We start from the raw sequence: 19,114 nt of genomic DNA, 5'->3' as shown, positions 1-19,114 counted from the left end.
CTCAGCCGAAGAAGAGATACAGGAGCAGCAGAACGGCGACCGCGGTGGGCGCCTTCCATCCGATGGCCGGGGAAAGAGCGCCGAGCGCTCCGGCCGCGCCCGAGACGATCACGCCGAAGATGGCGGTGAGCCAAGCCTCATGGACGCCGCCGATCGCGAGGGCGAGCACCCAGCAGATCACAACGGTGGTGCCGATTTCGACGAAACGAACGAAGCCGCGATAGGTCTGCTCGTGAGTTTTCTGGTCCATCGCCGGGCTGTAGTTCAAACCGGACACGGTCTTCGTATCGGCCATTTCGTCGTCGTCCCCTGGGCACGCTCTTGATTGCTTCCCAGCGGACTTAGCGCAAGCATCGGCGGCTCGCAATCGAGATGCGCGCGAGACATGGGGCGGAGAAAATCGCTCAACGCCTTTTGTCAGACCGGCTGGGGAAGCCCCGCGACGGTCAGCGCTTCGGCCTGCCGGCCCGCCAGCGCGTCGAGGGAGAAGCGCTCGATCTCGGCCTCGAACAACCGGTGATAGTTCAGCTCCGAGCGCAAGTGCAGGAACACCGCGCCGAGGCCGACCGCCGCCCGGTCCATGAACACGAATTCCTGCGGCACCGTCACCGGCCCGCGCTCCTTGAGCGCCTGATGCACCTCGAAGGCCTGGCGGCGGCCGTAATCGCCGGGCTTGACCCCGTCCGCGACGGTGCGGGTGCGGTCCTCCAGCAGCGGGCCATAGATGAAGCGTGCCCAGATGTTGAGGATGTCGATCAGCTCGCCGTTGAGGTTCTTGAACCCCCAGGTTTCGTAGGCGTGAACGACGCGGTCGCGGTCGTCGTCGAGGAGGCCGCGGTAGAGGTCGACGACACCGCCGACGAAGCGCGGATGGAAGATGCGCACGCAGCCGTAATCGAGGAGATTGATGCCGCTCGGCTCCCCGCCCTCGGAGAACACGGTGTAATTGCCGAGATGGGGGTCGCCATGGATCACGGCGGCGCGGCTGAAGGGGTGCCACCAGGCCTTGAACATCGCCTGGGCGAGGCGGTTGCGCACTTCGATCGGCCCATCCGCGAAGGTCAGGATCTTCTCGCCCTCCAGCCAGCCCAGCGTCAGCAGGCGCTTCGTCGAAAGATCGTGGTGGATCGCCGGCACTCGAACGGCATCGATGTCGCGCAGGACGTTGCCGTAGAGGACGGCGTGCTTGGCCTCGCGCTCGTAGTCGAGTTCCTCGCGGACCCGGGCCCCGATCTCCTTGGCGATCTCGCGGGTGTCGAGCCATGAGCTGAGTCGGCGGTGCAGGGAGAAGGCGAGCTCAAGCTGCTTGAGGTCGGCCTCCACGGCCGATTGCATGTCCGGATACTGGAGCTTGCAGGCGAGCGCAGTCCCATCGAGGCTGGTCGCCTTGTGGACCTGACCGAGGGAGGCCGCAGCCGCGGGCTTCAGGTCGAAGCTCGCGAAACGGCCCTGCCAATCCGGGCCGAGCTCCGCCATCATCCGCCGCTTCACGAAGGCCGCCCCCATCGGAGGCGCGTCAGCCTGGAGCTTCTGCAGCTCGGCCGCGTATTCGGGCGGCAGCAGGTCGGGAACGGTGGCGAGGAGCTGCGCCACCTTCATGATCGGCCCCTTGAGGCCGCCGAGCGCCTGGGCCAGCGCGGCCGCATTCGTCGGCGTCTCGCCCTTGAAGCCGAACAGCTTGGCGCCCGCCATCCGTGCGGCCACGCCCCCGACATTGGCGCCCACTCGCGCGTAGCGGCTGGCGCGGGCGGAGAAGCGGTTGGCTTCGCTGTCGAAATCGGCCATCGGGCTCAACGGGTTCGCGTCGGGATGCTCCCGAGATAAGCCTTCGCTGCGCGCTTGCTAGGCCGTGGGTCCGTGGGTCGCGGCCCGGCTCAGGCCTTCGGCCAGTTGTCGCGAATCCAGCGGGTGAGGCCGGATTCGTCCACCTCGCCGGCAGCAAGCCCTCGGATCATCACGACGGCCTCCGCCTCCTCGACGAGGAAGTCGATATCGTTGAGGCCCAAGAATGTTACGAGTGCCAGCAGCGCCGCACGCTTGTTGCCGTCGACGAAGGGATGGTTCTTCGCGATCCCGAATGCGTAGGCTGCCGCGAGTTCCGCGAGATCGGGCTCACCGTAGGCCGCTCGATTCATAGGCCGCCCCAGCGCGGATTCTAGCGCGCCCGCGTCGCGCAGACCGGCGGGCCCGCCGAAAAGCTTGAGTTGATGCGCGTGGATGGCCTGGACCAGATCGCTCGTCAGCCAGACGATTTCGCTCATTTCGCGAGTTCGGCGAGGGCATTGCGATAGGTCTTCATCGCCTTCTCGGCGATCTTCATGCCTTTCTCGAAGGCAGGATCGTAGGGCGAGAGGCGCACCGAGCCGTCGGCGCTCTCCGTGACATACAGCCAATCGCCCTGTGCGAGGTTCAGGTTGGCAAGGAATTCCTTCGGCAAGATCAGCCCGGTGGAGTTGCCGATCTTCTTCACTTCAAGCTTCATGACGTCCCCACAGAATGTTGTACAGCGCGTATAACATCCCGTAGGCCGTCAGTCAGCAGTGACTTGCGAAGATCACCCCTCCATCGCCTCCAGCTCCACGATGATCCCCTCGATCATGTTGAGCCCGATCTGCCAGAAGGCCGGGTCGCGGGCATCCAGACCGAATGGCGCCAGCAACTCGCCGTAGGGCTTCGAGCCGCCGGCCGAGAGGAGCGCGAAGTAGCGGTCGACGAAGCCGTCCTCGGCCTGCGCGTAGACGCCGTAGAGCGAGTTCACGAGGCAATCGCCGAAGGCGTAGGCGTAGACGTAGAAGGGCGAGTGGATGAAGTGCGGGATATAGGCCCAGAACGGCTCGTAGCTCGGGTCGAGGGCGATCGCCGGGCCCAAGCTCTCGGCCTGTACCGACATCCAGAGCGCGTTGATCTGGTCGGCCGTCAGCTCGCCCTCGCCGCGCGCCAGATGGACCTTCCGCTCGAAGCTGTAGAAGGCGATCTGGCGCACGACCGTATTGATCATGTCCTCGACCTTGGCCGCGAGCATGGCGCGGCGCTGCTGCGGATCGGTGATCGCGGCGAGCAGGCGGCGGAAGGTCAGCATCTCGCCGAACACGCTCGCGGTCTCGGCGAGCGTCAGCGGCGTCGGCGCCATCAGGGCGCCATTGGGCGAGGCCAGCACCTGGTGGACGCCGTGGCCGAGCTCGTGCGCGAGCGTCATCACGTCGCGCGGCTTGCCCTGGTAGTTCACCAGCACGTAGGGGTGCGCGGACGGCACCGTCGGATGCGCGAAGGCGCCGGGCGCCTTGCCCGGGCGGGTCGGCGCATCGATCCAGCGCCGGTCGAAGAAGTCGCGGGCGATCGCGGCCATGCGCGGCGAGAAGGCGCCGTAGGCGTCGAGCACCATGTCGCGCGCCTCGGTCCAGGGGATCGTGCGCTGGTCGACCCGCGGCAGCGGCGCGTTGCGGTCCCAGTAGGGCAGCGATTCGACGCCGAACCAGCGCGCCTTCAGTCGGTAATAGCGGTGCGACAGGCGCGGGTAGGCGGTTTGCACCGCCTCGACGAGGGCCGCGACCACCTCGGGCTCGACCCGGTTGGCGAGGTGGCGGGCGTCGGCGACGTCCTGGAAGCCCCGCCAGCGGTCGGAGATCTCCTTGTCCTTGGCGAGCGTGTTGGTGATAAGCGTGAAGGTGCGCAAGTTCGCGCGAAACACCTCGCTCAGCGCGGTCGCAGCCTCCTTGCGCACGGCGCCGTCCGAATCCTGTAGACGGTTCAGGGTCGGCTCCAGGGTCAGCTGCTCGCCCTGGACCGGGAAGCGCAGGGCCGCGATGGTGCCGTCGAACAGGCGGTTCCAGGCGGCGCGGCCGGTCACCGACTTCTCGAGGAACAGCTTCTCGGTGCGGTCATCGAGCTGGAAAGGCTTCTCGCGGCGCAGATCCTTGATCCAGGGGCGGTAATGCGCGAGCGGTCCCCCGCTCATGGCGGCATCCATCACCGCATCGTCGACGCGGTTGAGTTCGAGGGTGAAGAACAGGAGGTGGCCCGAGGCCGTGGTCAGGCGCTCCTGCGTGTCGCCGTAGAACTTCTCGCGGGCCTCGTCCGTGGTGTCGCCCGAATAGACGAGGCCAGCGAAGGACATCAGCCGGCCGAGAAGGTCCTCGATCCCCTCGTAAATCTTGACCGCCGCCCCGAGCCGCTCCGAGGCATCGGGCGCAGCCGCGAGTTCGGCAACCTTGCCCGCGTAATCCTCGGCGAAGGCCGCGCAGGCGGTTACGGCCCGGGCGAGGTCGGCCTGGAAATCCGGCGCGTCGATCCCGGAGTAGAGGTCGCTCAGGTCCCATTCGGGCAGGGCGCCGAGGTCGACCGCACGGGCGGCGGCCCGGGCCGCACTGGGCACCTCCGAATTCCTGCCCTCGGCGACGCGGACGATGCGCGAAGGGCGAACGACGGCTCGGCTCGACATGGTGTCCTGATCCTCTGCGGCATCGATGCGCCGCGCCCCTGTTCCGGCGCGCCGGCGCCGAGGGCCATGATATCGAGCGCAAGGGGCTCGCGATCAACCGAGGCGACGCATTCCGGCGCCGATCATCGGGTCGCAGGAACGTGAAGCACGACGCGAGGGCTGCCCATCGTCGTTAAGCGGAGCTTTACGCTCTTTCGGCAACGTGCGGTTCGAAACGAAACAGTCACCGACCACGGCCATCTCGCGTCGAGACGGCCCGGCATCGGGCCGGCGAAACCCAAGGCGCACCGCATGTCGACAACCGTGCTCATCGTCGACGACGATCCGGTGCAGCGCCGCCTCGCGGAAGCGATGGTGCGCCGCCTCGGCTTCGAGGCGCGGGTCGCTGAGAACGGCGAGTCGGCCCTGGCGGCCCTGCGCGGCGGCGATGCGATCGACGTGGTGCTCCTCGACCTCGTCATGCCGGGCGGCCTCGACGGCCTCGGCGTCATGGCCGAGATGCGCAAGAGCGGCCTCGACACGCCCGTCATCGTCCAGACCTCGAACGGCTCCATCGACGCGGTGGTCACCGCCATGCGCGCCGGCGCCACGGATTTCGTGGTGAAGCCCGCCGGCGCCGAGCGGCTGCAGGTCTCGATCAAGAACGCGCTGAAGGTCGATCAGCTCGAGGAGGAGGTCCGGCGGATGCGCCGGCGCGCCTCGGGCTCGCTCACCTTCAAGGACCTCACCTCCAAGAGCCCCGACATGGAGCGGGTGATCCGCCTCGCGGAGCGCTCGGCCAAGTCGAACATCCCCGTCCTCATCGAGGGCGAGTCCGGCGTCGGCAAAGAGGTGCTGGCCCGCGCGATCCAGGGCTCGGGCGAGCGCCGCGGCAAGCCCTTCGTCACCGTCAATTGCGGGGCGATCCCCGACAACCTCGTCGAGTCGACCCTGTTCGGGCACGAGAAGGGCGCCTTCACCGGCGCCACCGAGCGCCACATGGGCAAGTTCGTCGAGGCGTCCGGCGGCACGCTCTTCCTCGATGAGATCGGCGAGTTGCCCCTCGATGCACAGGTGAAGCTCCTGCGCGCTCTCCAGGAGAGCGAGGTCGATCCCGTCGGCGCCAAGCGCAGCGTGCGCGTCGACATCCGCCTGATCTCGGCGACGAACCGCTCGCTCCTCGACCTCGTGAAACAGGGCCGCTTCCGCGAGGACCTCTACTACCGCCTCAACGTCTTCCCGATGACCCTGCCCCCACTGCGGGCGCGCCGCGAGGACATCCCCGACCTCGTGCGCTCGTTCTGCGCGCGCTTCGCGGCCGAGGAAGGCAAGCGGGTGCGGGCCATCGCGCCGGAGGCGATGGCGCTACTGACCCGCTACGGCTGGCCCGGCAACGTCCGCCAGCTGGAGAACGCCCTGTTCCGGGCGGTGGTGCTGGCCGATGGCGACGAGCTGACCGTGGCCGAGTTCCCGCAGATCGCGGCCCAGGTCGAGGGCTTCGACGTGCGCATCCCGGCAGCACCCAGTCAGCCGATGGTCTCCGCCGGCGCCCCGGAGCCGGTCCGCGAGATCGTTCGCGTCGAGGTGCGCGATCCCCACGCCATGTCGCTCGTCAATGACGAGACTGGCGAGATGAAGACGATGGAGGGTCTCGAGGCCGAGATCATCCGTTACGCGCTGCAATTCTACCGCGGCCGGATGTCCGAGGTGTCGCGCCGCCTCGGAATTGGCCGATCGACGCTCTATCGCAAGCTCAAGGACCTCGGCCTGGAGGGCGATGAGAAGCCCGACGAGGCCGCCGCCTGACGATTCGAGACCGGCGGGGCCGTGCTGTTGCGCACGGTCGCGCTTGAGCCGATGATCTTAGTCACAAGGGCAGGCTCTTCGAGCCGATCCTGGGAGTTTCGCCATGGGCGCTTCGCGCTCCGCCTCCGTCGCCATCGCCGCCCTTCTCGCGGGATGGGCGGGCCATGCCCTCCCGCTCCGCGCGCAAGTCGCGACCGAAGTGGCGAGTACGGCGCCTTCCGCGCCCGATCCGGTCGCGCAGACCGACGCGATCGCGCCCGCCGCCCAACCGATGCCGCAGGATGCGCCCGCTCCGCCCGAGGCGAGCGCTCCGAAAGCCGAGGCCCCGCCTTCGACGACCGAGACGACGGTCGCGGCACCGCCAGCGCCCGTGCCGACCGATCCGCTCGCCGCAGCCGTCGCGGCCCGCCTCGCCGACCCGGCCCCGCTGCTTCCCCGCCTCACGACGAAGGACCGGGAGGCGATGCAGGCCTTCTACGCGCTCGGCGCCTTCAAGCCGGTCTGGGTGCAGGACGGTGCCTTCACGCCAGCTGCCAAGGCCGCCGCGGCGCGGCTTGCCCGCGCCGGCGAGGACGGCCTCGACCCCTCGGCCTACCCTGTTCCCGTTCTCGGCACGACCAAGCTGAGCGAGGCCGACGTCGCCGCGGCCGACATCAAGATCTCGGCGGCCGTGGCACTCTATGCCCGCGACGCCCGCGGCGGGCGCATCAATCTCGCCAACCTCTCGCGCCTGATCACCCCGACCCTCGACCTGCCCGCTGCAGACGTGGTGCTCGGCCGGATCGCCTCGGCGGGACCGGGGGCCGGCGACCTGCTGCAGCGCTACAATCCGAGCCAGCCCGGCTACCTCGCCCTCAAGGCCCGCCTGAACCGGAACGAGGCGCCCGTCGCCGAGGCGGCAGCGCTGCGGCTTCCGGACGGGCCGGTGCTCAAGCTCGGGATGCGCGACCCGCGCGTGCCGCTGCTGCGCAACTATTTCAGCCTGGAGACCCGCACGGCGGGCACCCTCGACGCGCCGCCCGGCGAGCCGGACGCCTACGACGCGGAGGTGGCCGCGGCGGTCAAGGCGTTCCAGCGCCGGCGCGGCCTGCCGGCGACGGGCAACCTCACCGCGCCGACCGTCGTCGCGCTGGCGGCGCCCGAGACGGCGCCCCGCCACGAGGAATCCGACGGGACGCTCCTCGTCAACATGGAGCGCTGGCGCTGGTTGCCGGCCGACCTCGGCCGCGACTACGTGCTGGTCAACATCCCCGAGTTCCGCCTCCGGGTCGTGCGCGACGGCCGCCAGCGGGACGAGACCCGCGTCATCGTGGGCAAGACCGAGAGCCCGACGCCGATCTTCTCCGGGCTGATGGACCACGCCGTCGTCAACCCGTCCTGGAACGTGCCGCCCTCCATCCTCAAGAACGAGTTCCTGCCCGCCTTGGCCCGCGACCCCGGCTACGCCGCGCGGCGGGGCTACGAGGTCGTCTACCGCAACGGCAACATCTCGGTGCGCCAGCCGCCCGGCGAGCGCAACGCGCTCGGCTTCATCAAGTTCATGTTCCCCAACAACCACGCCGTCTACCTGCACGACACGCCGAACCGCTCGCTGTTCTCCGCCTCCCAGCGCGCGCTCAGCCACGGCTGCGTGCGCGTCGACGACCCCTTCCGGTTCGCCGATTCCGTGCTGCCGGCCGAATGGCCGAGCGAGCGCCTCAAGAAGATGATCGGCAAGGGCGAGCGCACGATCCGGCTCAACGAGAAGCTTCCCGTCCACCTCGCCTATTTCACGGCCACGACCGACGAGTTCGGCGGCTATCGCACTCTGCCGGACCTCTACGGCCACGACGCGCGCATGAAGGCGGCGCTCGGCCTGCCCGGCGGTGCCGCCGCGGTCGCCAAGCTGCCGCCCGAGCCCAAGCGCAAGCCCGTCCGCATCGCGCGCCCGGCCCTCGATCCGCTGCGCGCCACGGCGAGCCGGGCGCCGGCCGAGGCCTATGCGGAGCCGAACCCATGGTTCCCCCGCGAGACGCGCCAGTCGCGAGGCTGGTGGTAGGAAGCGATCTCCCCTCTGCGGGAGGGGTTCCCGCTCACACCTTCGCTCGTCTGAGCCGCAGCGCGTTGCCGATGACGAAGACGCTCGAAAGCGCCATGGCGCCGGCCGCGAGGACGGGCGAGAGCAGCGGCCCGCCGAAGGGGTAGAGCAGGCCCGCCGCGACCGGGATCAGCGCGACGTTGTAGGCGAAGGCCCAGAACAGGTTCTGCCCGATGTTGCGCATCACCGCCCGCGACAGGGTGATGGCCGCGACGACCCCTGAGAGCGCGCCGCCCATCAGGACGACGTCGGCGCTCTCGACGGCGATATCCGTGCCCGTTCCAATGGCGATCCCGCCATCGGCCTCGGCCAAGGCCGGGGCGTCGTTGATGCCGTCGCCGACGAAGGCGACGGGGCCGTACTTGCCGCGAAGCGCCCGGATCGCCTCGGTCTTGCCGCCGGGCAGCATCTCGGCCGCGACCTCCGCAATGCCGAGCTCCCGCGCGACGCCCCTGGCTGCGGCGACCCCATCGCCGGTCACCATCGCGACGATGAGCCCGCGGGCCTGAAGCGCCGCCACCGCCCCGGCGGCGCCTGCCTTGACCGGATCGGCGACGGCGATGAGCCCGGCCAAGCGCCCGTCGACGGCGACGAGGAGAGGATTGCGACCTTTCCCCTCCAATCGTTCGGCCTCCGCCGTCAGTGCGTCGGTCGCGATGCCGAGCCGGTCCATGTAGCGGCGCGCGCCGATCGCGACGGCGTGGCCCTCGACCCGGCCGGAGACACCGTAGCCCGGCGTCGCCTCGAAGGCGTCGACCAGGGCCACCCGCAGGCCCCGGTCGCGGGCGGCCTCGACGATCGCCAGGGCCAGGGGATGCTCGGAGCGCGCTTCGACCGATGCCGCCAGGGCGAGCACGGTGTCGCTCCCGAACCCCGGCGCGGGGACGAGGTCGGTGAGCGAGGGTCGGCCTTCGGTGAGGGTTCCCGTCTTGTCGAAGGCGACGACCCGCACGTCGCGCAGGGCCTGGAGGGCCGTGCCGTTGCGGAACAGGACGCCCGCCTCCGCGGCGCGGCCCGTGCCCACCATGATCGAGGTCGGCGTCGCGAGGCCCATTGCGCAGGGGCACGCGATGATGAGAACCGCGACGGCGTTCACGAGGGCAAGCCCGAGGGCGGGGCTCGGCCCCAGGACGAGCCAGGCGAGAAAGGTCAGGACGGCCGCCGCGATGACCGCGGGCACGAACCATTCCGTCATGCGGTCGACCAGGGCCTGGATCGGGAGCTTCGCCCCCTGCGCGGCCTGGACCATGCGCACGATCTGCGCGAGCACCGTGCCCGCGCCGACCTGCCCGACTCGCAGGTCGAAGCCACCCGTGGTGTTGAGCGTACCGCCGACCGTCGCGTCGCCGGGCGCCTTGCGCACCGGAACCGGCTCGCCCGTGATCATGCTCTCGTCGACGAAGCTCGACCCCGCGACCACCGTGCCGTCGGCGGCGACCCGCTCACCCGGCCTGACCCGAACGATGTCGCCGACCCGGAGGGCGGCGAGCGCCACCGCCTCCTCCCGGCCGTCGCGGATCACCCGTGCCATGCGCGGCGCGAGGCCGACGAGCCGGGTGATGGCCGCACCCGTCCGCCCTCGCGCCCTGGCCTCCAGGGCCCGCCCGACCAGGATCAGGGTGACGATCAGGACCGCCGCCTCGAAGTAGAGATGGGCCGTCCCCGGCGGCAGCGTGCCCGGCGCGAGGGCCGAGACCAGGGAATAGAGGTAGGCGGAGCCGGCGCCGAGCGCGACGAGGGCGTTCATGTCCGGGTGCCCGCCGAGCAGGGTCGGGAGCCCCTGGCGGAAGAAGCGCCGTCCTGGCCAGGCGAGGACGAGGGTCGCCAGCACCGCCTGAATGGCGACGTTCGCGGCAGGACCCAGCGCGTGATGAAGCGCCGCGCCGAAGCCGAGGATGAGATGCCCGCCCATGTCGAGGAGGACGATCGGCGCCGCGAGGGCAGCTGAGAGAACGGCGTCCCCGCGCAGGGCCGTGGCCTCCCGCTCGGCGCGCCCGTCGCGCTCCGTATCCGCCGCGTTGTCGGCCGCGCCGGCCTCATAGCCGGCCCCGCGCACGGCTTCCACGAGAGTGTCGGGCGGGACGACACCCTCCGGGTGACGGATGACGGCCCGCTTTGTGGCGAGGTTGACCGTGGCGCCGGTGACGCCGGGCACGCGGGCAAGCGCGCGCTCCACGCGTCCGACGCAGGAGGCGCAGGTCATGCCCGTGACCGCGAGCGTCGTATTCGCCTCAGGAACCGTGTAGCCCGCCTCCCCGATCGCTTGGGCCGCGAGGGGGATCGCACCGGGATCGCCAAGGGCGAGGCTCGCCCGGCCGGTCGCGAGGTTGACGGCGACCTCCGAGGCGCCGGGAACCGCCCTCAGCACCCGCTCGACCCGGCCGACGCAGGAGGCGCAGGTCATGCCCTCGACGGGTATGCTGAGCCGGACGGGTGAAGGTGCGGCAGGGGCGCGGAGGGCGGCAGTGGCGTCCATGCCGTCTGATATGGGTGCCGCCCGGCGCCCCGTCCTCCCCGAAAGAGAAGGTCGTTCAGGCGAAACGCCCGATCGACCCGCTACTTCTTGGTCTTCCCGCCCTTCTTGCCGAGCTCGGCCTGGGCGGAGGAGGACTGGCGCGGGTTGTCCTTGCCCTCCTTGCTGGCCTTGGCGTTCGCCTTCTGGGCGGTCGGACTGCCCTTACCCTTCGCCTCGGTCATGATGGCCCCCAAACGAATTCCGGAGCGGGAATGCCGGACACAGGGTTCCGTTCCTTCCCCATCCGAGGTGCTTCGCCCCAGGGGCGAGCGGTCGGACCAGCGCGCTACGCCATCCCGAGCGCCTGCATGTAGAGTTCCAGGATCGCCTCTTCCTCCTGGCGCTCGGCATGGTCCTTCTTGCGCAGCGACACGATCTTGCGCAGCGCCTTGATGTCGAAGCCGGTGCCCTTTGCTTCGGCGTAGACGTCCTTGATGTCGGAGGCGAGGCCCGCCTTCTCCTCTTCCAGGCGCTCGATGCGCTCGATGAAGCTCTTGAGTTGATCGGCGGCGACCGAGGAGGGGTCGACGGCGGGTGCGGCGGAGGCGGCCATGTCTTGCGGTGTCCCTGATCTGTTGGTTCGCGTCGCGAGCGGCTTCGTAATCGCTCAAGCTTACCGGATCATGAGTGCGGCTGCGCCTTGGCGAAGGCAGCCTGCTGCTCCGGGTTCGCCTCGGCCTGGTGCAGCCGCTTCCACGCCTCGTAGGGCATGCCGTAGACGTGCTCGCGGCTGGCGTCCTTGCTCAGCGGGATGCCCTTGGCGTCGGCGGCGTCCTTCAGCCAGTTCGAGAGGCAGTTCCGGCAGAAGCCGGCCATGTTCATCAGATCGATGTTCTGCACGTCGGTGCGCCCGCGCAGGTGCGACACGAGGCGGCGGAAGACGGCGGCCTCGAGTTCCGTGCGCGTGGTCTCGTCGATCTCGGTCATGATCCGCTCCTCAGGTTGGAGCCGAGAGGTCGTCGTCCGATCGGTCCGCGTCAAGCCGCCCGTCGGATCAGCGGCCGCAGCAGCTTGGCGAATCGCTCCGCCCACTCGGCCTGACCCGCCTCGGCCGCGATGAGGTCCTGCCGGATCTCGACGAGGGCGTTGGGCAGGCCGCGGACCCGCGCGTGCCGGTCGACCGTGTCGCCGGGCAGTCCGCCGCCATAGGGCTCGTTGTCCCCCACCGTGAAGCCGGCCGGGTCGGCGCGAAGGCCCGCGACTAGAGGCACGCTCATCCGGTCGTCCCGGTCGTAGAGGATGCCGACCTGCCAGGGCCGCGGGACGCCGCGCCAGTAAGGCGTGAAGCTGTGGATCGTCACGATGGCGGGCGGCGCGCCGGCCTCGTAGGCGGCCTCGACGGCGGCGTCGATCGCCCAATCGTAGGGGTCGTAGAAGCGGCGGATGCGCTCGGCGACACCGTCCGGGCCGATCCGCGCATTGCCCGGCACCACGGCGCCGTCGGAGAGGCGCATCACCAGTGTCGGGTCGTCGCGGCCTCGGTTCGGATCAATGATGAGGCGCGAGAAGGTGGTCAGGATGGCGGGCGCCTCGAGCAGCGCCGCGAGGCGCCGGGTCACGCCGGCCGCGCCGATGTCGTAGGCGATGTGCCGGGCGAATTCCGGGTCCGGCACGCCGAGACGCCCGAGATCCTCCGGCACGTGGTTCGAGGCGTGGTCGCAGAGCAGGAGGATGCCGCGGGCGGGATCGCCCTCGATGCGTTCGACGGGCTGCAGCGGCTTGTCGGTGCTCGGGACGAGCATGGGCTGGGGGACACTCCGGTTCCAGGGACGGCATGCAAGCGGCCGGCCGCTTGCATGCCGGCCTGGCGAAGCTCGCGCTTGCCCGCGCGGCGGGGCTCGGGCACAGCACGTATCGCGGATCGCGCCGCCGCAGCAACAATGGGCTGTCAGCCCGGCGCGATCGTCCAAGATTTCAGACGGACCCCGTATGACCGCGCCCTCCCCCGCCCTCGCGAATGCCCGCACCCTGCTCCTCGGCTTCCTCGACGAGGCGATCGCCGCGGCCCACCCCACGCGTTGCCTGGTGCCGCACCTGCCCGCTCCGGGGCCCGGCCGCCTCATCATTCTCGGGGCGGGCAAGGCCGGCGGCTCCATGGCCGCGGTGGCGAGCCGCTTCTACCGCGAGCAGCACGGGCTCGGCGCCGACCGCATCACCGGCCTCGCGGTGGCCCGCCACGGCTACGGCGAGGAGGCGCCCCTGATCCGCATGGTCGAGGCCGGCCATCCCGTGCCCGACCAGGCCGGCATCGACGCCACCATCGAGGCCCTGCGCATCGCGGGCGAGGCCGGCCCGGAGGACGACGTGCTCGTGCTCCTCTCCGGGGGCGGCTCAGCCAACTGGATCGCGCCGGCCGGCGACCTGACGCTGACCGAGAAGCAGGCGATCACCAAGGCGCTGCTGCGCTCCGGCGCGCCCATCGACGAGATCAACGCCGTGCGCAAGCACCTCTCGCGGATCAAGGGCGGCCGCCTCGCGATGATGGCGCGCAACGCCCGCTCCATCCTGACGCTGGCGATCTCCGACGTGCCCCGCGACGATCCCGCCGTCATCGCCTCCGGGCCGACCGTGCCGGATCCCTCGACGCTGGCCGAGGCCCGCGCCATCTGCGAGCGTCGCGGCGTTCTCCTGCCCGAGAGCGCCCGGGCCCTCCTGAACGATCCTGCCAACGAGACGCCAAAGGCGGGCGATCCTGCTTTCGCCCGGGCCGAGTACCGCATCATCGCCCGGCCGATCGACGCGCTCGAGGCCGCGGCGGCGGCAGCCCGAGGCGCCGGCTACGAGCCGGTGATGCTCGGGCCCGATGTCGAGGGCGAGGCGCGCGAGGTCGCGGCCGATCATGCCCGCATCGCACGTGAGATGCTGGAGGCGGGCCGGAAGGTTGCGATCATCTCCGGAGGCGAGCTCACCGTGACCATCCGCGGCGAGGGAAATGGGGGTCCGAACCAGGAATACGCGCTGGCGCTCGCCATCGCGCTGGACGGCCATCCCGGCATCCTCGGCATCGCGGCCGACACCGACGGCACCGATGGCGGCCGCGGCGAGGCGACGGACCCGGCCGGCGGCCTCGTCGACCCGACGACGCTCGCCCGCGCCCGGGAGGCGGGGCTCGATGCGGCCGGGATGCTCGCGGACAACGATTCGACGAAGTTCTTCGCGACGATCGGCGATCTCGTCCAGCCAGGCCCCACGCGCACCAATGTCAACGATTGCCGCATCATCCTTGTCGGTTGAGACGCCGCGGCGGGCGCTGTCCCCTCCCCGTTCTGAGGGGGGAGGGTTGAGGGTGGCGATGGCGGGGCTAGCCCTGCTCCTGCTCGCCGCCGTGCCCGCCCGGGCCGACCTGCGGATGTGCAATCAAACGAGCAGCAAGGTCGGCATCGCGCTGGGCTACCGCGACACCCAGGGCTGGGTCACGGAAGGATGGTGGGAGATCACGCCCAAGGGCTGCGAGACCCTGCTGAAGGGCGCGCTGTCGGCGCGGTTCTACTACGTCTTCGCGGTGGACTACACGCGCGGTGGCGAGTGGAGCGGCCGCTCGATGATGTGCACCAAGGACAACGAGTTCACGATCCGCGGCGTCGAGGATTGCCTCGCCCGCGGCTTCGACCGCAACGGCTTCTACGAGGTCGATACCGGCGAGCAGAAGAGCTGGACGATCCAGCTCACCGATCCGAGTCGCCCGACGGGCAACGGACCCTGATGCGAAGCGGGCGGCTCTGTCGCCCATGCGCGCTCAGGTTTGACGCGCCACGGTCCACGGACCGCGCCAGCTCATCCGGGCAGGAAGCCTGCGGCGTGGCAGCGTGACGGCGAGGAGGTTTGCCTCTCAGAAGTGGCTGAACGAGCCCGCCGCGAAACGCCGCTCGGTCCCGTCGCTCATCGTGAAAGCCGGCGCGTCGCCGTCCGCGGTGACCACGCCGATGGCGCTCAGGGACACCCCCGCCGCCCCTGCCTCGGCGAGGGCATCATCGACCCGGTCCGGCGGCACCGCGCAGAGAATTTCGTAATCGTCGCCGCCCGTGAGGATCGTGTCGATCAGGCCGGGTGCCTCCCGCAGGGCGGCGTGGGCCGCCTCGGACAAAGGTAGGATTGGGACGGAGACCCACGCGCCGCGCCCTCCGCCCCTGAGCATCTTGGCCAGGTCGCCGGCGAGCCCGTCGGACACGTCCATCGCCGCCCGGGCGTGGCGGCGCAGGATCGGCGCAAGGGCGAGGCGAGGCCGGGGATGGCGGTAGCGGTCGATGAGGTGGGCACGTGCCTCTTCATTGAGGCGCGCCGTCCAGGTGTCTACGCCCTGCAGCACCCGCAGGCCCAGCGCGCCGTCGCCGATCGTGCCGCTGACACAGATCCGGTCGCCGACCTGCGCCGCCATCCGGGGGACCATGCCACCCGCTGGCACCTCGCCCAGAGCCGTGACGCCGACGAGGGTGGCGCCCGCCGCCCGCACGGTGTCGCCGCCGAGGAGCGGGCAACCGAGGGCCGTGCTCGCCTGGCCGAGGCCTCGCGCGAACTCGGCAAGCCAGGCTTCGGTCCAGTCATCCTGCAGAGCGAGCGTGAGAAGAAACCCGCGCGGCGTCGCACCCTTGGCCGCGAGGTCGGAGAGGTTCACGCCGAGCGCCTTGCGCGCGATCGAGGCCGGAGGATCATCGGCGAGGTAATGGACGCCCGCGACGATGGCATCGGCGGTCAGAACGAGGTCGTGCCCGGGGCTCGGGCTCAGCTGCGCCGCGTCGTCGGCGAGGGCCAGACCGCCCGGGCCAGCCAGCGGCGCGAAGTAGCGCGCGATCAGCGCCTCCTCGGAGGCACGCGGCGCGGGTGCGCTCACCCCCGGATCGAGGCCGGAAGGCCGTCGAACTCGGCGGGCCTCACGCCGCGGGCCACCTTGTCGAGGACCCCGTTGATGAGGCCGGGCTCGTCGCCGCCGTAGAAGCTGCGCGCGACGTCGACATATTCGGAGATCGCGACCCGCGCCGGCACGTCGGGCCGGAACATCAGTTCGTAGGCGCCCGCCCGCAGGATGGCGCGCAGCACCGCCTCGATCCGCTTCAAGGGCCAGCCCTGGACCAGCGCCTTGTCGAGCTGAGGATCGATGGCGCGCTGTTCCTCGACGACGCCCCGGAGCAGGTCGCGGAAGAACGCGACCTCGGCGGGAGGATGGTCGATGCCCTCGACCTCGCGGCCGATCCAATGCGCCTCGAACTCGGCCAGCGCCTCGATCACGCCCTTGTCCGAAATCTCCATCTCGTAGAGGGCCTGGACCACCGAGAGCCGGGCCCCGCTCCGCTCGTTCGCCTTCGCCATGTCCGGGCTTAATCCTCTCCGACCGGCGCGGCCGAGGCCGCCCGCTTCAGCGCCAGCACCGTGAGCGCGGCCTCCACCGCGCCGCCGCCCTTGTCTCCCTCGGTGGTGCGGGCGCGGGCGAGCGCCTGCGCCTCGGTTTCGACGGTCAGGATGCCATTGCCCAAGGGAAGCCGCAGGGCGATCGAAAGGTCCATCAGGGCTCGCGCGCTCTCGCCGGCCACGATGTCGTAATGTCCGGTCTCGCCACGGATGACGCAGCCGAGCGCCAACGCGGCGTCGTAGGACTGGCCGGCGCGCGCCGCCGTCTCGACGAGAATGGCGATAGCGGTGGGGATCTCAAGCGCGCCGGGCACGGTGACGATTGTCGCCTCGGCGCCGACCCTGTCCAGAACGGCCCGAGCGCCGGCGAGCAGCTCGTCGGCGATCGTGTCGTAGTAGCGCGCTTCCACCACGAGCACGCGCGCGCCGCGCAGGGCGGCATAGTTCGTGGTGTGAGAGGTCGTGCTTCGTCCGGACATGGCGCCTATCGTCGAGGAAATCGTCGCGTGGGAGATCCCTCTTGCGAGAGACCGCGCCTTGTGCTTGAGGTCGCCACCCGGGGCCCGCCGGGTTCGCCGGCTCGTTGTCGGCGCCCGTACGGCAGTCGCCGCCGCTCCGGGCCACGAGCACTAGACCGAAGGGCGGAGCCGGATCAAGCGCCGCTGACGCGGCTCTCGCTGAGCCGGGCCGCGTAGCGCGCGATGAGGTCGACCTCCAGGTTCAACCGGTCGCCAGCGCGGCGTTCGCCCCAGGTCGTGACCGCCAGGGTGTGCGGGATGAGCAGCACCGAGAACAGGTCGCCATCCACGAAGTTGACCGTCAGCGAGGTGCCGTCGAGGCAGATCGAGCCCTTCTCCGCGATGAAGCGCGAGAGGCCCGGGGGCGCCCGCAGGACGAAGCGGTCGCTCGGGGCCCATTGCGGATCGCCGCTTCCGCCGGTCACGGCTTCGCGCGCCACGATCTCGGCGAGCCCGTCGACGTGCCCGGTGACGAGATGGCCGCCGAGCTCGTCGCCGATCTTCAGGGAGCGTTCGAGGTTGATACGCCGGCCTTCGATCCAATCGCCCACCGTGGTGCGGGCCAGGGTCTCGGCCGCCGCGTCGACGGAGAAGACGCAGCCCCCCTCCGCCGGCTCGACCGCGACGGCGGTGAGGCAAGGCCCCGAGCAGGCGATGGAGGCGCCGAGCGCGATGCCGGCGGGATCGTAGCCGGAGCGGATCGCGATGCGCTTCAGCTGCGGGCCGCCGCCGACCGCGACGACGCGCCCGACATCGGTGACGAGACCGGTGAACATCTAGGCGCTCCGCTCGTAGGTGACGGCGCGATCGGGGCCGAGATCGCGGGTCTCGATCGCCGTCAGATGGCCGCTCGCGATGCGTCCGCCAAGGTGCGGCCCGACCGCAGGCAGGCCGCCGCCCTCGCCCAAGGAGGTCGAGCCGGTGATGAGGGTGAGCACGTCGACGAGGTCGGCCTGCGCCAGCGCATCGGCGAGCCTGGGACCGCCCTCGCTGCAGATCCGCGTCAGGCCCCGTTCCGCCAGGGCTTCGAGGGCAGCGCGAAGGTCGACGCGGCCGGCGGGATCGGCCTCGACCGTGATGACCTCGACGCCGAAGGAGGCGAGCATTCTCTTGGTGTGGACCGGCGCGCTGCGGGTCGTCATCACCAGAGTCGGGATGTCGCGCGCGCCGCGCACGAGGTGGGCCGAGGGCTGCAGGCGGAGCTTGGAATCGAGCACGACGCGCAACGGCGAACGCTCGGAGAGGCCGGGCAGACGCACGGTGAGCGCGGGATCGTCGGCGCGGGCCGTGTCGATCCCGACCATGATCGCGTCGGCATGGGCCCGCCAGAGATGGACGGCGCCGTTGGCGATGGGACCGGTGATCTGCAGGCGCTGGTGGGGCGATCCGGCCGCGAAGCCGTCCTGGGTGCGGGCGAGCTTCAGGTGCAGGCTCGGCCGGCCGTGAAGGGTGCCGGTGACGTGGCCGATATGGTCGCGGGCGGCCTCAGCGCGCAGGATGCCGGTGGTCAGCCGGATGCCGGCCTCCGCCAAGCGTCGATGCCCCCGACCGGAGACGCGCGGGTCCGGGTCCTCCAGGGCGGTCACGACCCGGGCGATCCCGGCCCTGATGATCGCATCGGTGCAGGGCGGGGTCTGGCCGTGATGCGAGCAGGGCTCGAGGGTGACGTAGAGGGTCGCGCCCCGCGCCGCCCCGCCTGCCATGGCGAGTGCCTCGGGCTCGGCGTGCGGTCGCCCACCCGGGGCGGTGACGCCCTGCCCGACGATGCGCTCGCTCCCCGGCTCTCCGGCGACGACGACAGCCCCGACGGAGGGGTTCGGCCGGGCTCGTCCGAGGTTGCGCCGCCCGAGGGCCAGCGCGAGGCGCATGGCGCGGTGATCGGCCTCGCTCATTGGCGCGGCCGGGCCGCACGCTTGCCGCGGATCGGCGTCACCGTGTCGGACGCGGCTTCGTCCGGCGGCAACTCCTGCCCACCGCCGAGGGTGCCGAGCAGGGCCTTGAAGTCGCTGGCCTCGCGGAAGTTCTTGTAGACGGACGCGAAGCGGACATAGGCGACATCGTCGAGGCCCTTAAGGCCCTCCATGACCAGCTCGCCGATCGCCTCGCTCGCGACCTCGCCCTCGCCGCTGCTCTCGAGCTGGCGCGTGATGCCGCTCACCAGCCGCTCGATCCGCTCGGGATCGACGGGGCGCTTGCGGACCGCCACGTCGATAGAGCGCTCGAGCTTGTCGCGATCGAAGGGCACGCGCTTGCCCGACCGTTTCACGACGACGAGCTCGCGCAGCTGGACGCGCTCGAAGGTGGTGAAGCGTCCCCCACAATCGGGGCAGACGCGCCGCCGCCGGATCGCCGCGGAATCCTCGCTCGGGCGCGAATCCTTCACCTGGGTGTCGGGACCGCCGCAATAGGGACACCGCATCGGGTCGACTCGCCTCTGG

General features: G+C 70.7%; 20 protein-coding genes. 4 read left to right on the top strand and 16 right to left on the bottom strand.

The window, feature by feature from the left end:
- Position 1 precedes the first annotated feature (1 nt).
- The 5 genes from MFF55_RS00195 to MFF55_RS00175 form a co-directional block, all read right to left on the bottom strand.
- Entirely contained in the window at positions 2 to 295 is a 294-nt protein-coding gene (locus MFF55_RS00195; RefSeq protein WP_238241900.1) for an aa3-type cytochrome c oxidase subunit IV, read from the bottom strand.
- A gap of 122 nt (positions 296 to 417) precedes the next feature.
- Positions 418 to 1,785, bottom strand: coding sequence for an ABC1 kinase family protein (locus MFF55_RS00190; protein ID WP_238241892.1), 1,368 nt, complete (start codon positions 1,783 to 1,785; stop codon positions 418 to 420).
- A gap of 89 nt (positions 1,786 to 1,874) precedes the next feature.
- Positions 1,875 to 2,261, bottom strand: coding sequence for a type II toxin-antitoxin system death-on-curing family toxin (locus MFF55_RS00185; protein WP_238241889.1), 387 nt, complete (start codon positions 2,259 to 2,261; stop codon positions 1,875 to 1,877).
- The gene (locus tag MFF55_RS00180; RefSeq protein ID WP_238241883.1) at positions 2,258 to 2,482 is read right to left on the bottom strand and encodes an AbrB/MazE/SpoVT family DNA-binding domain-containing protein; all 225 of its coding nucleotides are present in this window, start codon (positions 2,480 to 2,482) and stop codon (positions 2,258 to 2,260) included. Before MFF55_RS00180 ends, MFF55_RS00185 begins: the two co-directional genes overlap by 4 nt.
- Before the next feature lie 72 nt (positions 2,483 to 2,554).
- Positions 2,555 to 4,438, bottom strand: a complete 1,884-nt coding sequence (locus MFF55_RS00175; RefSeq protein WP_238241882.1) for a M3 family oligoendopeptidase — start codon at positions 4,436 to 4,438, stop codon at positions 2,555 to 2,557.
- A 291-nt stretch (positions 4,439 to 4,729) separates the two neighbouring features.
- Between MFF55_RS00175 and MFF55_RS00170 the strand changes: the two genes are divergently transcribed.
- Both MFF55_RS00170 and MFF55_RS00165 read left to right on the top strand, forming a co-directional pair.
- Positions 4,730 to 6,223, top strand: a complete 1,494-nt coding sequence (locus MFF55_RS00170) for a sigma-54-dependent transcriptional regulator (RefSeq protein ID WP_238241881.1) — start codon at positions 4,730 to 4,732, stop codon at positions 6,221 to 6,223.
- A gap of 103 nt (positions 6,224 to 6,326) precedes the next feature.
- Positions 6,327 to 8,261 (top strand): L,D-transpeptidase family protein, encoded by a 1,935-nt coding sequence (locus MFF55_RS00165; protein WP_238241879.1) that lies wholly within the window; start codon positions 6,327 to 6,329, stop codon positions 8,259 to 8,261.
- 34 nt (positions 8,262 to 8,295) lie between these two features.
- Here MFF55_RS00165 and MFF55_RS00160 read toward each other — a convergent pair whose 3' ends face one another.
- The 5 genes from MFF55_RS00160 to MFF55_RS00140 form a co-directional block, all read right to left on the bottom strand.
- The gene (locus MFF55_RS00160) at positions 8,296 to 10,776 is read right to left on the bottom strand and encodes a heavy metal translocating P-type ATPase (RefSeq protein ID WP_238241875.1); all 2,481 of its coding nucleotides are present in this window, start codon (positions 10,774 to 10,776) and stop codon (positions 8,296 to 8,298) included.
- Positions 10,777 to 10,856: 80 nt separating this feature from the next.
- Positions 10,857 to 10,997 (bottom strand): hypothetical protein, encoded by a 141-nt coding sequence (locus MFF55_RS00155; RefSeq protein ID WP_238241873.1) that lies wholly within the window; start codon positions 10,995 to 10,997, stop codon positions 10,857 to 10,859.
- A gap of 104 nt (positions 10,998 to 11,101) precedes the next feature.
- Positions 11,102 to 11,368, bottom strand: a complete 267-nt coding sequence (locus tag MFF55_RS00150; protein ID WP_238241872.1) for a DUF2312 domain-containing protein — start codon at positions 11,366 to 11,368, stop codon at positions 11,102 to 11,104.
- Between the two features lie 68 nt (positions 11,369 to 11,436).
- Positions 11,437 to 11,742, bottom strand: coding sequence for a DUF1244 domain-containing protein (locus tag MFF55_RS00145; RefSeq protein ID WP_238241869.1), 306 nt, complete (start codon positions 11,740 to 11,742; stop codon positions 11,437 to 11,439).
- Between the two features lie 50 nt (positions 11,743 to 11,792).
- A complete protein-coding gene (locus MFF55_RS00140; protein WP_238241866.1) occupies positions 11,793 to 12,557 on the bottom strand; it encodes an N-formylglutamate amidohydrolase in 765 nt (254 codons plus the stop codon).
- A 187-nt stretch (positions 12,558 to 12,744) separates the two neighbouring features.
- On the opposite strand from MFF55_RS00140, the gene MFF55_RS00135 reads away from it, so the two are divergent.
- Both MFF55_RS00135 and MFF55_RS00130 read left to right on the top strand, forming a co-directional pair.
- A complete protein-coding gene (locus tag MFF55_RS00135; protein ID WP_238241864.1) occupies positions 12,745 to 14,049 on the top strand; it encodes a glycerate kinase type-2 family protein in 1,305 nt (434 codons plus the stop codon).
- A 58-nt stretch (positions 14,050 to 14,107) separates the two neighbouring features.
- Positions 14,108 to 14,518 (top strand): DUF1036 domain-containing protein, encoded by a 411-nt coding sequence (locus MFF55_RS00130; RefSeq protein ID WP_238241861.1) that lies wholly within the window; start codon positions 14,108 to 14,110, stop codon positions 14,516 to 14,518.
- Between the two features lie 126 nt (positions 14,519 to 14,644).
- Here the strand turns inward: MFF55_RS00130 and thiL are convergent, their stop codons facing one another.
- From thiL to nrdR, 6 genes are all read right to left on the bottom strand, one after another.
- Complete coding sequence (thiL, locus tag MFF55_RS00125) at positions 14,645 to 15,643, bottom strand: thiamine-phosphate kinase (protein WP_238241859.1); 999 nt, start codon at positions 15,641 to 15,643, stop codon at positions 14,645 to 14,647.
- Positions 15,640 to 16,119: a transcription antitermination factor NusB gene (gene nusB / locus MFF55_RS00120; protein ID WP_238241853.1), complete on the bottom strand. Its 480-nt coding sequence runs from the start codon at positions 16,117 to 16,119 to the stop codon at positions 15,640 to 15,642. The genes thiL and nusB overlap by 4 nt, the downstream gene beginning before the upstream one ends.
- A gap of 8 nt (positions 16,120 to 16,127) precedes the next feature.
- Positions 16,128 to 16,637, bottom strand: coding sequence for a 6,7-dimethyl-8-ribityllumazine synthase (gene ribH / locus MFF55_RS00115; RefSeq protein ID WP_238241847.1), 510 nt, complete (start codon positions 16,635 to 16,637; stop codon positions 16,128 to 16,130).
- Positions 16,638 to 16,810: 173 nt separating this feature from the next.
- Positions 16,811 to 17,452 (bottom strand): riboflavin synthase, encoded by a 642-nt coding sequence (locus MFF55_RS00110; RefSeq protein ID WP_238241839.1) that lies wholly within the window; start codon positions 17,450 to 17,452, stop codon positions 16,811 to 16,813.
- A complete protein-coding gene (gene ribD / locus MFF55_RS00105) occupies positions 17,453 to 18,568 on the bottom strand; it encodes a bifunctional diaminohydroxyphosphoribosylaminopyrimidine deaminase/5-amino-6-(5-phosphoribosylamino)uracil reductase RibD (protein ID WP_238241836.1) in 1,116 nt (371 codons plus the stop codon).
- Positions 18,565 to 19,095: a transcriptional regulator NrdR gene (gene nrdR / locus MFF55_RS00100; RefSeq protein WP_238241833.1), complete on the bottom strand. Its 531-nt coding sequence runs from the start codon at positions 19,093 to 19,095 to the stop codon at positions 18,565 to 18,567. Before nrdR ends, ribD begins: the two co-directional genes overlap by 4 nt.
- Between the last annotated feature and the right edge of the window lie 19 nt (positions 19,096 to 19,114).

The organism is Methylobacterium iners (assembly GCF_022179305.1).
Lineage (GTDB): Bacteria > Pseudomonadota > Alphaproteobacteria > Rhizobiales > Beijerinckiaceae > Methylobacterium > Methylobacterium iners.
The sequence above is the reverse complement of the archived record's forward strand: the minus strand, read 5'-3'. Positions and strand labels throughout refer to the sequence as shown.

What these genes read in the sequence shown, in the direction of transcription:
- MFF55_RS00175 (WP_238241882.1), bottom strand. Translation starts at nt 4,438, where the DNA reads ATGTCGAGCCGAGCCGTCGTTCGCCCTTCGCGCATCGTCCGCGTCGCC.
- MFF55_RS00190 (WP_238241892.1), bottom strand. Translation starts at nt 1,785, where the DNA reads ATGGCCGATTTCGACAGCGAAGCCAACCGCTTCTCCGCCCGCGCCAGC.
- MFF55_RS00155 (WP_238241873.1), bottom strand. Translation starts at nt 10,997, where the DNA reads ATGACCGAGGCGAAGGGTAAGGGCAGTCCGACCGCCCAGAAGGCGAAC.
- MFF55_RS00195 (WP_238241900.1), bottom strand. Translation starts at nt 295, where the DNA reads ATGGCCGATACGAAGACCGTGTCCGGTTTGAACTACAGCCCGGCGATG.
- MFF55_RS00165 (WP_238241879.1), top strand. Translation starts at nt 6,327, where the DNA reads ATGGGCGCTTCGCGCTCCGCCTCCGTCGCCATCGCCGCCCTTCTCGCG.
- MFF55_RS00185 (WP_238241889.1), bottom strand. Translation starts at nt 2,261, where the DNA reads ATGAGCGAAATCGTCTGGCTGACGAGCGATCTGGTCCAGGCCATCCAC.
- ribD (WP_238241836.1), bottom strand. Translation starts at nt 18,568, where the DNA reads ATGAGCGAGGCCGATCACCGCGCCATGCGCCTCGCGCTGGCCCTCGGG.
- MFF55_RS00110 (WP_238241839.1), bottom strand. Translation starts at nt 17,452, where the DNA reads ATGTTCACCGGTCTCGTCACCGATGTCGGGCGCGTCGTCGCGGTCGGC.
- MFF55_RS00150 (WP_238241872.1), bottom strand. Translation starts at nt 11,368, where the DNA reads ATGGCCGCCTCCGCCGCACCCGCCGTCGACCCCTCCTCGGTCGCCGCC.
- MFF55_RS00160 (WP_238241875.1), bottom strand. Translation starts at nt 10,776, where the DNA reads ATGGACGCCACTGCCGCCCTCCGCGCCCCTGCCGCACCTTCACCCGTC.
- nusB (WP_238241853.1), bottom strand. Translation starts at nt 16,119, where the DNA reads ATGGCGAAGGCGAACGAGCGGAGCGGGGCCCGGCTCTCGGTGGTCCAG.
- MFF55_RS00140 (WP_238241866.1), bottom strand. Translation starts at nt 12,557, where the DNA reads ATGCTCGTCCCGAGCACCGACAAGCCGCTGCAGCCCGTCGAACGCATC.
- ribH (WP_238241847.1), bottom strand. Translation starts at nt 16,637, where the DNA reads ATGTCCGGACGAAGCACGACCTCTCACACCACGAACTATGCCGCCCTG.
- nrdR (WP_238241833.1), bottom strand. Translation starts at nt 19,095, where the DNA reads ATGCGGTGTCCCTATTGCGGCGGTCCCGACACCCAGGTGAAGGATTCG.
- MFF55_RS00180 (WP_238241883.1), bottom strand. Translation starts at nt 2,482, where the DNA reads ATGAAGCTTGAAGTGAAGAAGATCGGCAACTCCACCGGGCTGATCTTG.
- MFF55_RS00145 (WP_238241869.1), bottom strand. Translation starts at nt 11,742, where the DNA reads ATGACCGAGATCGACGAGACCACGCGCACGGAACTCGAGGCCGCCGTC.
- MFF55_RS00170 (WP_238241881.1), top strand. Translation starts at nt 4,730, where the DNA reads ATGTCGACAACCGTGCTCATCGTCGACGACGATCCGGTGCAGCGCCGC.
- MFF55_RS00135 (WP_238241864.1), top strand. Translation starts at nt 12,745, where the DNA reads ATGACCGCGCCCTCCCCCGCCCTCGCGAATGCCCGCACCCTGCTCCTC.
- MFF55_RS00130 (WP_238241861.1), top strand. Translation starts at nt 14,108, where the DNA reads ATGGCGGGGCTAGCCCTGCTCCTGCTCGCCGCCGTGCCCGCCCGGGCC.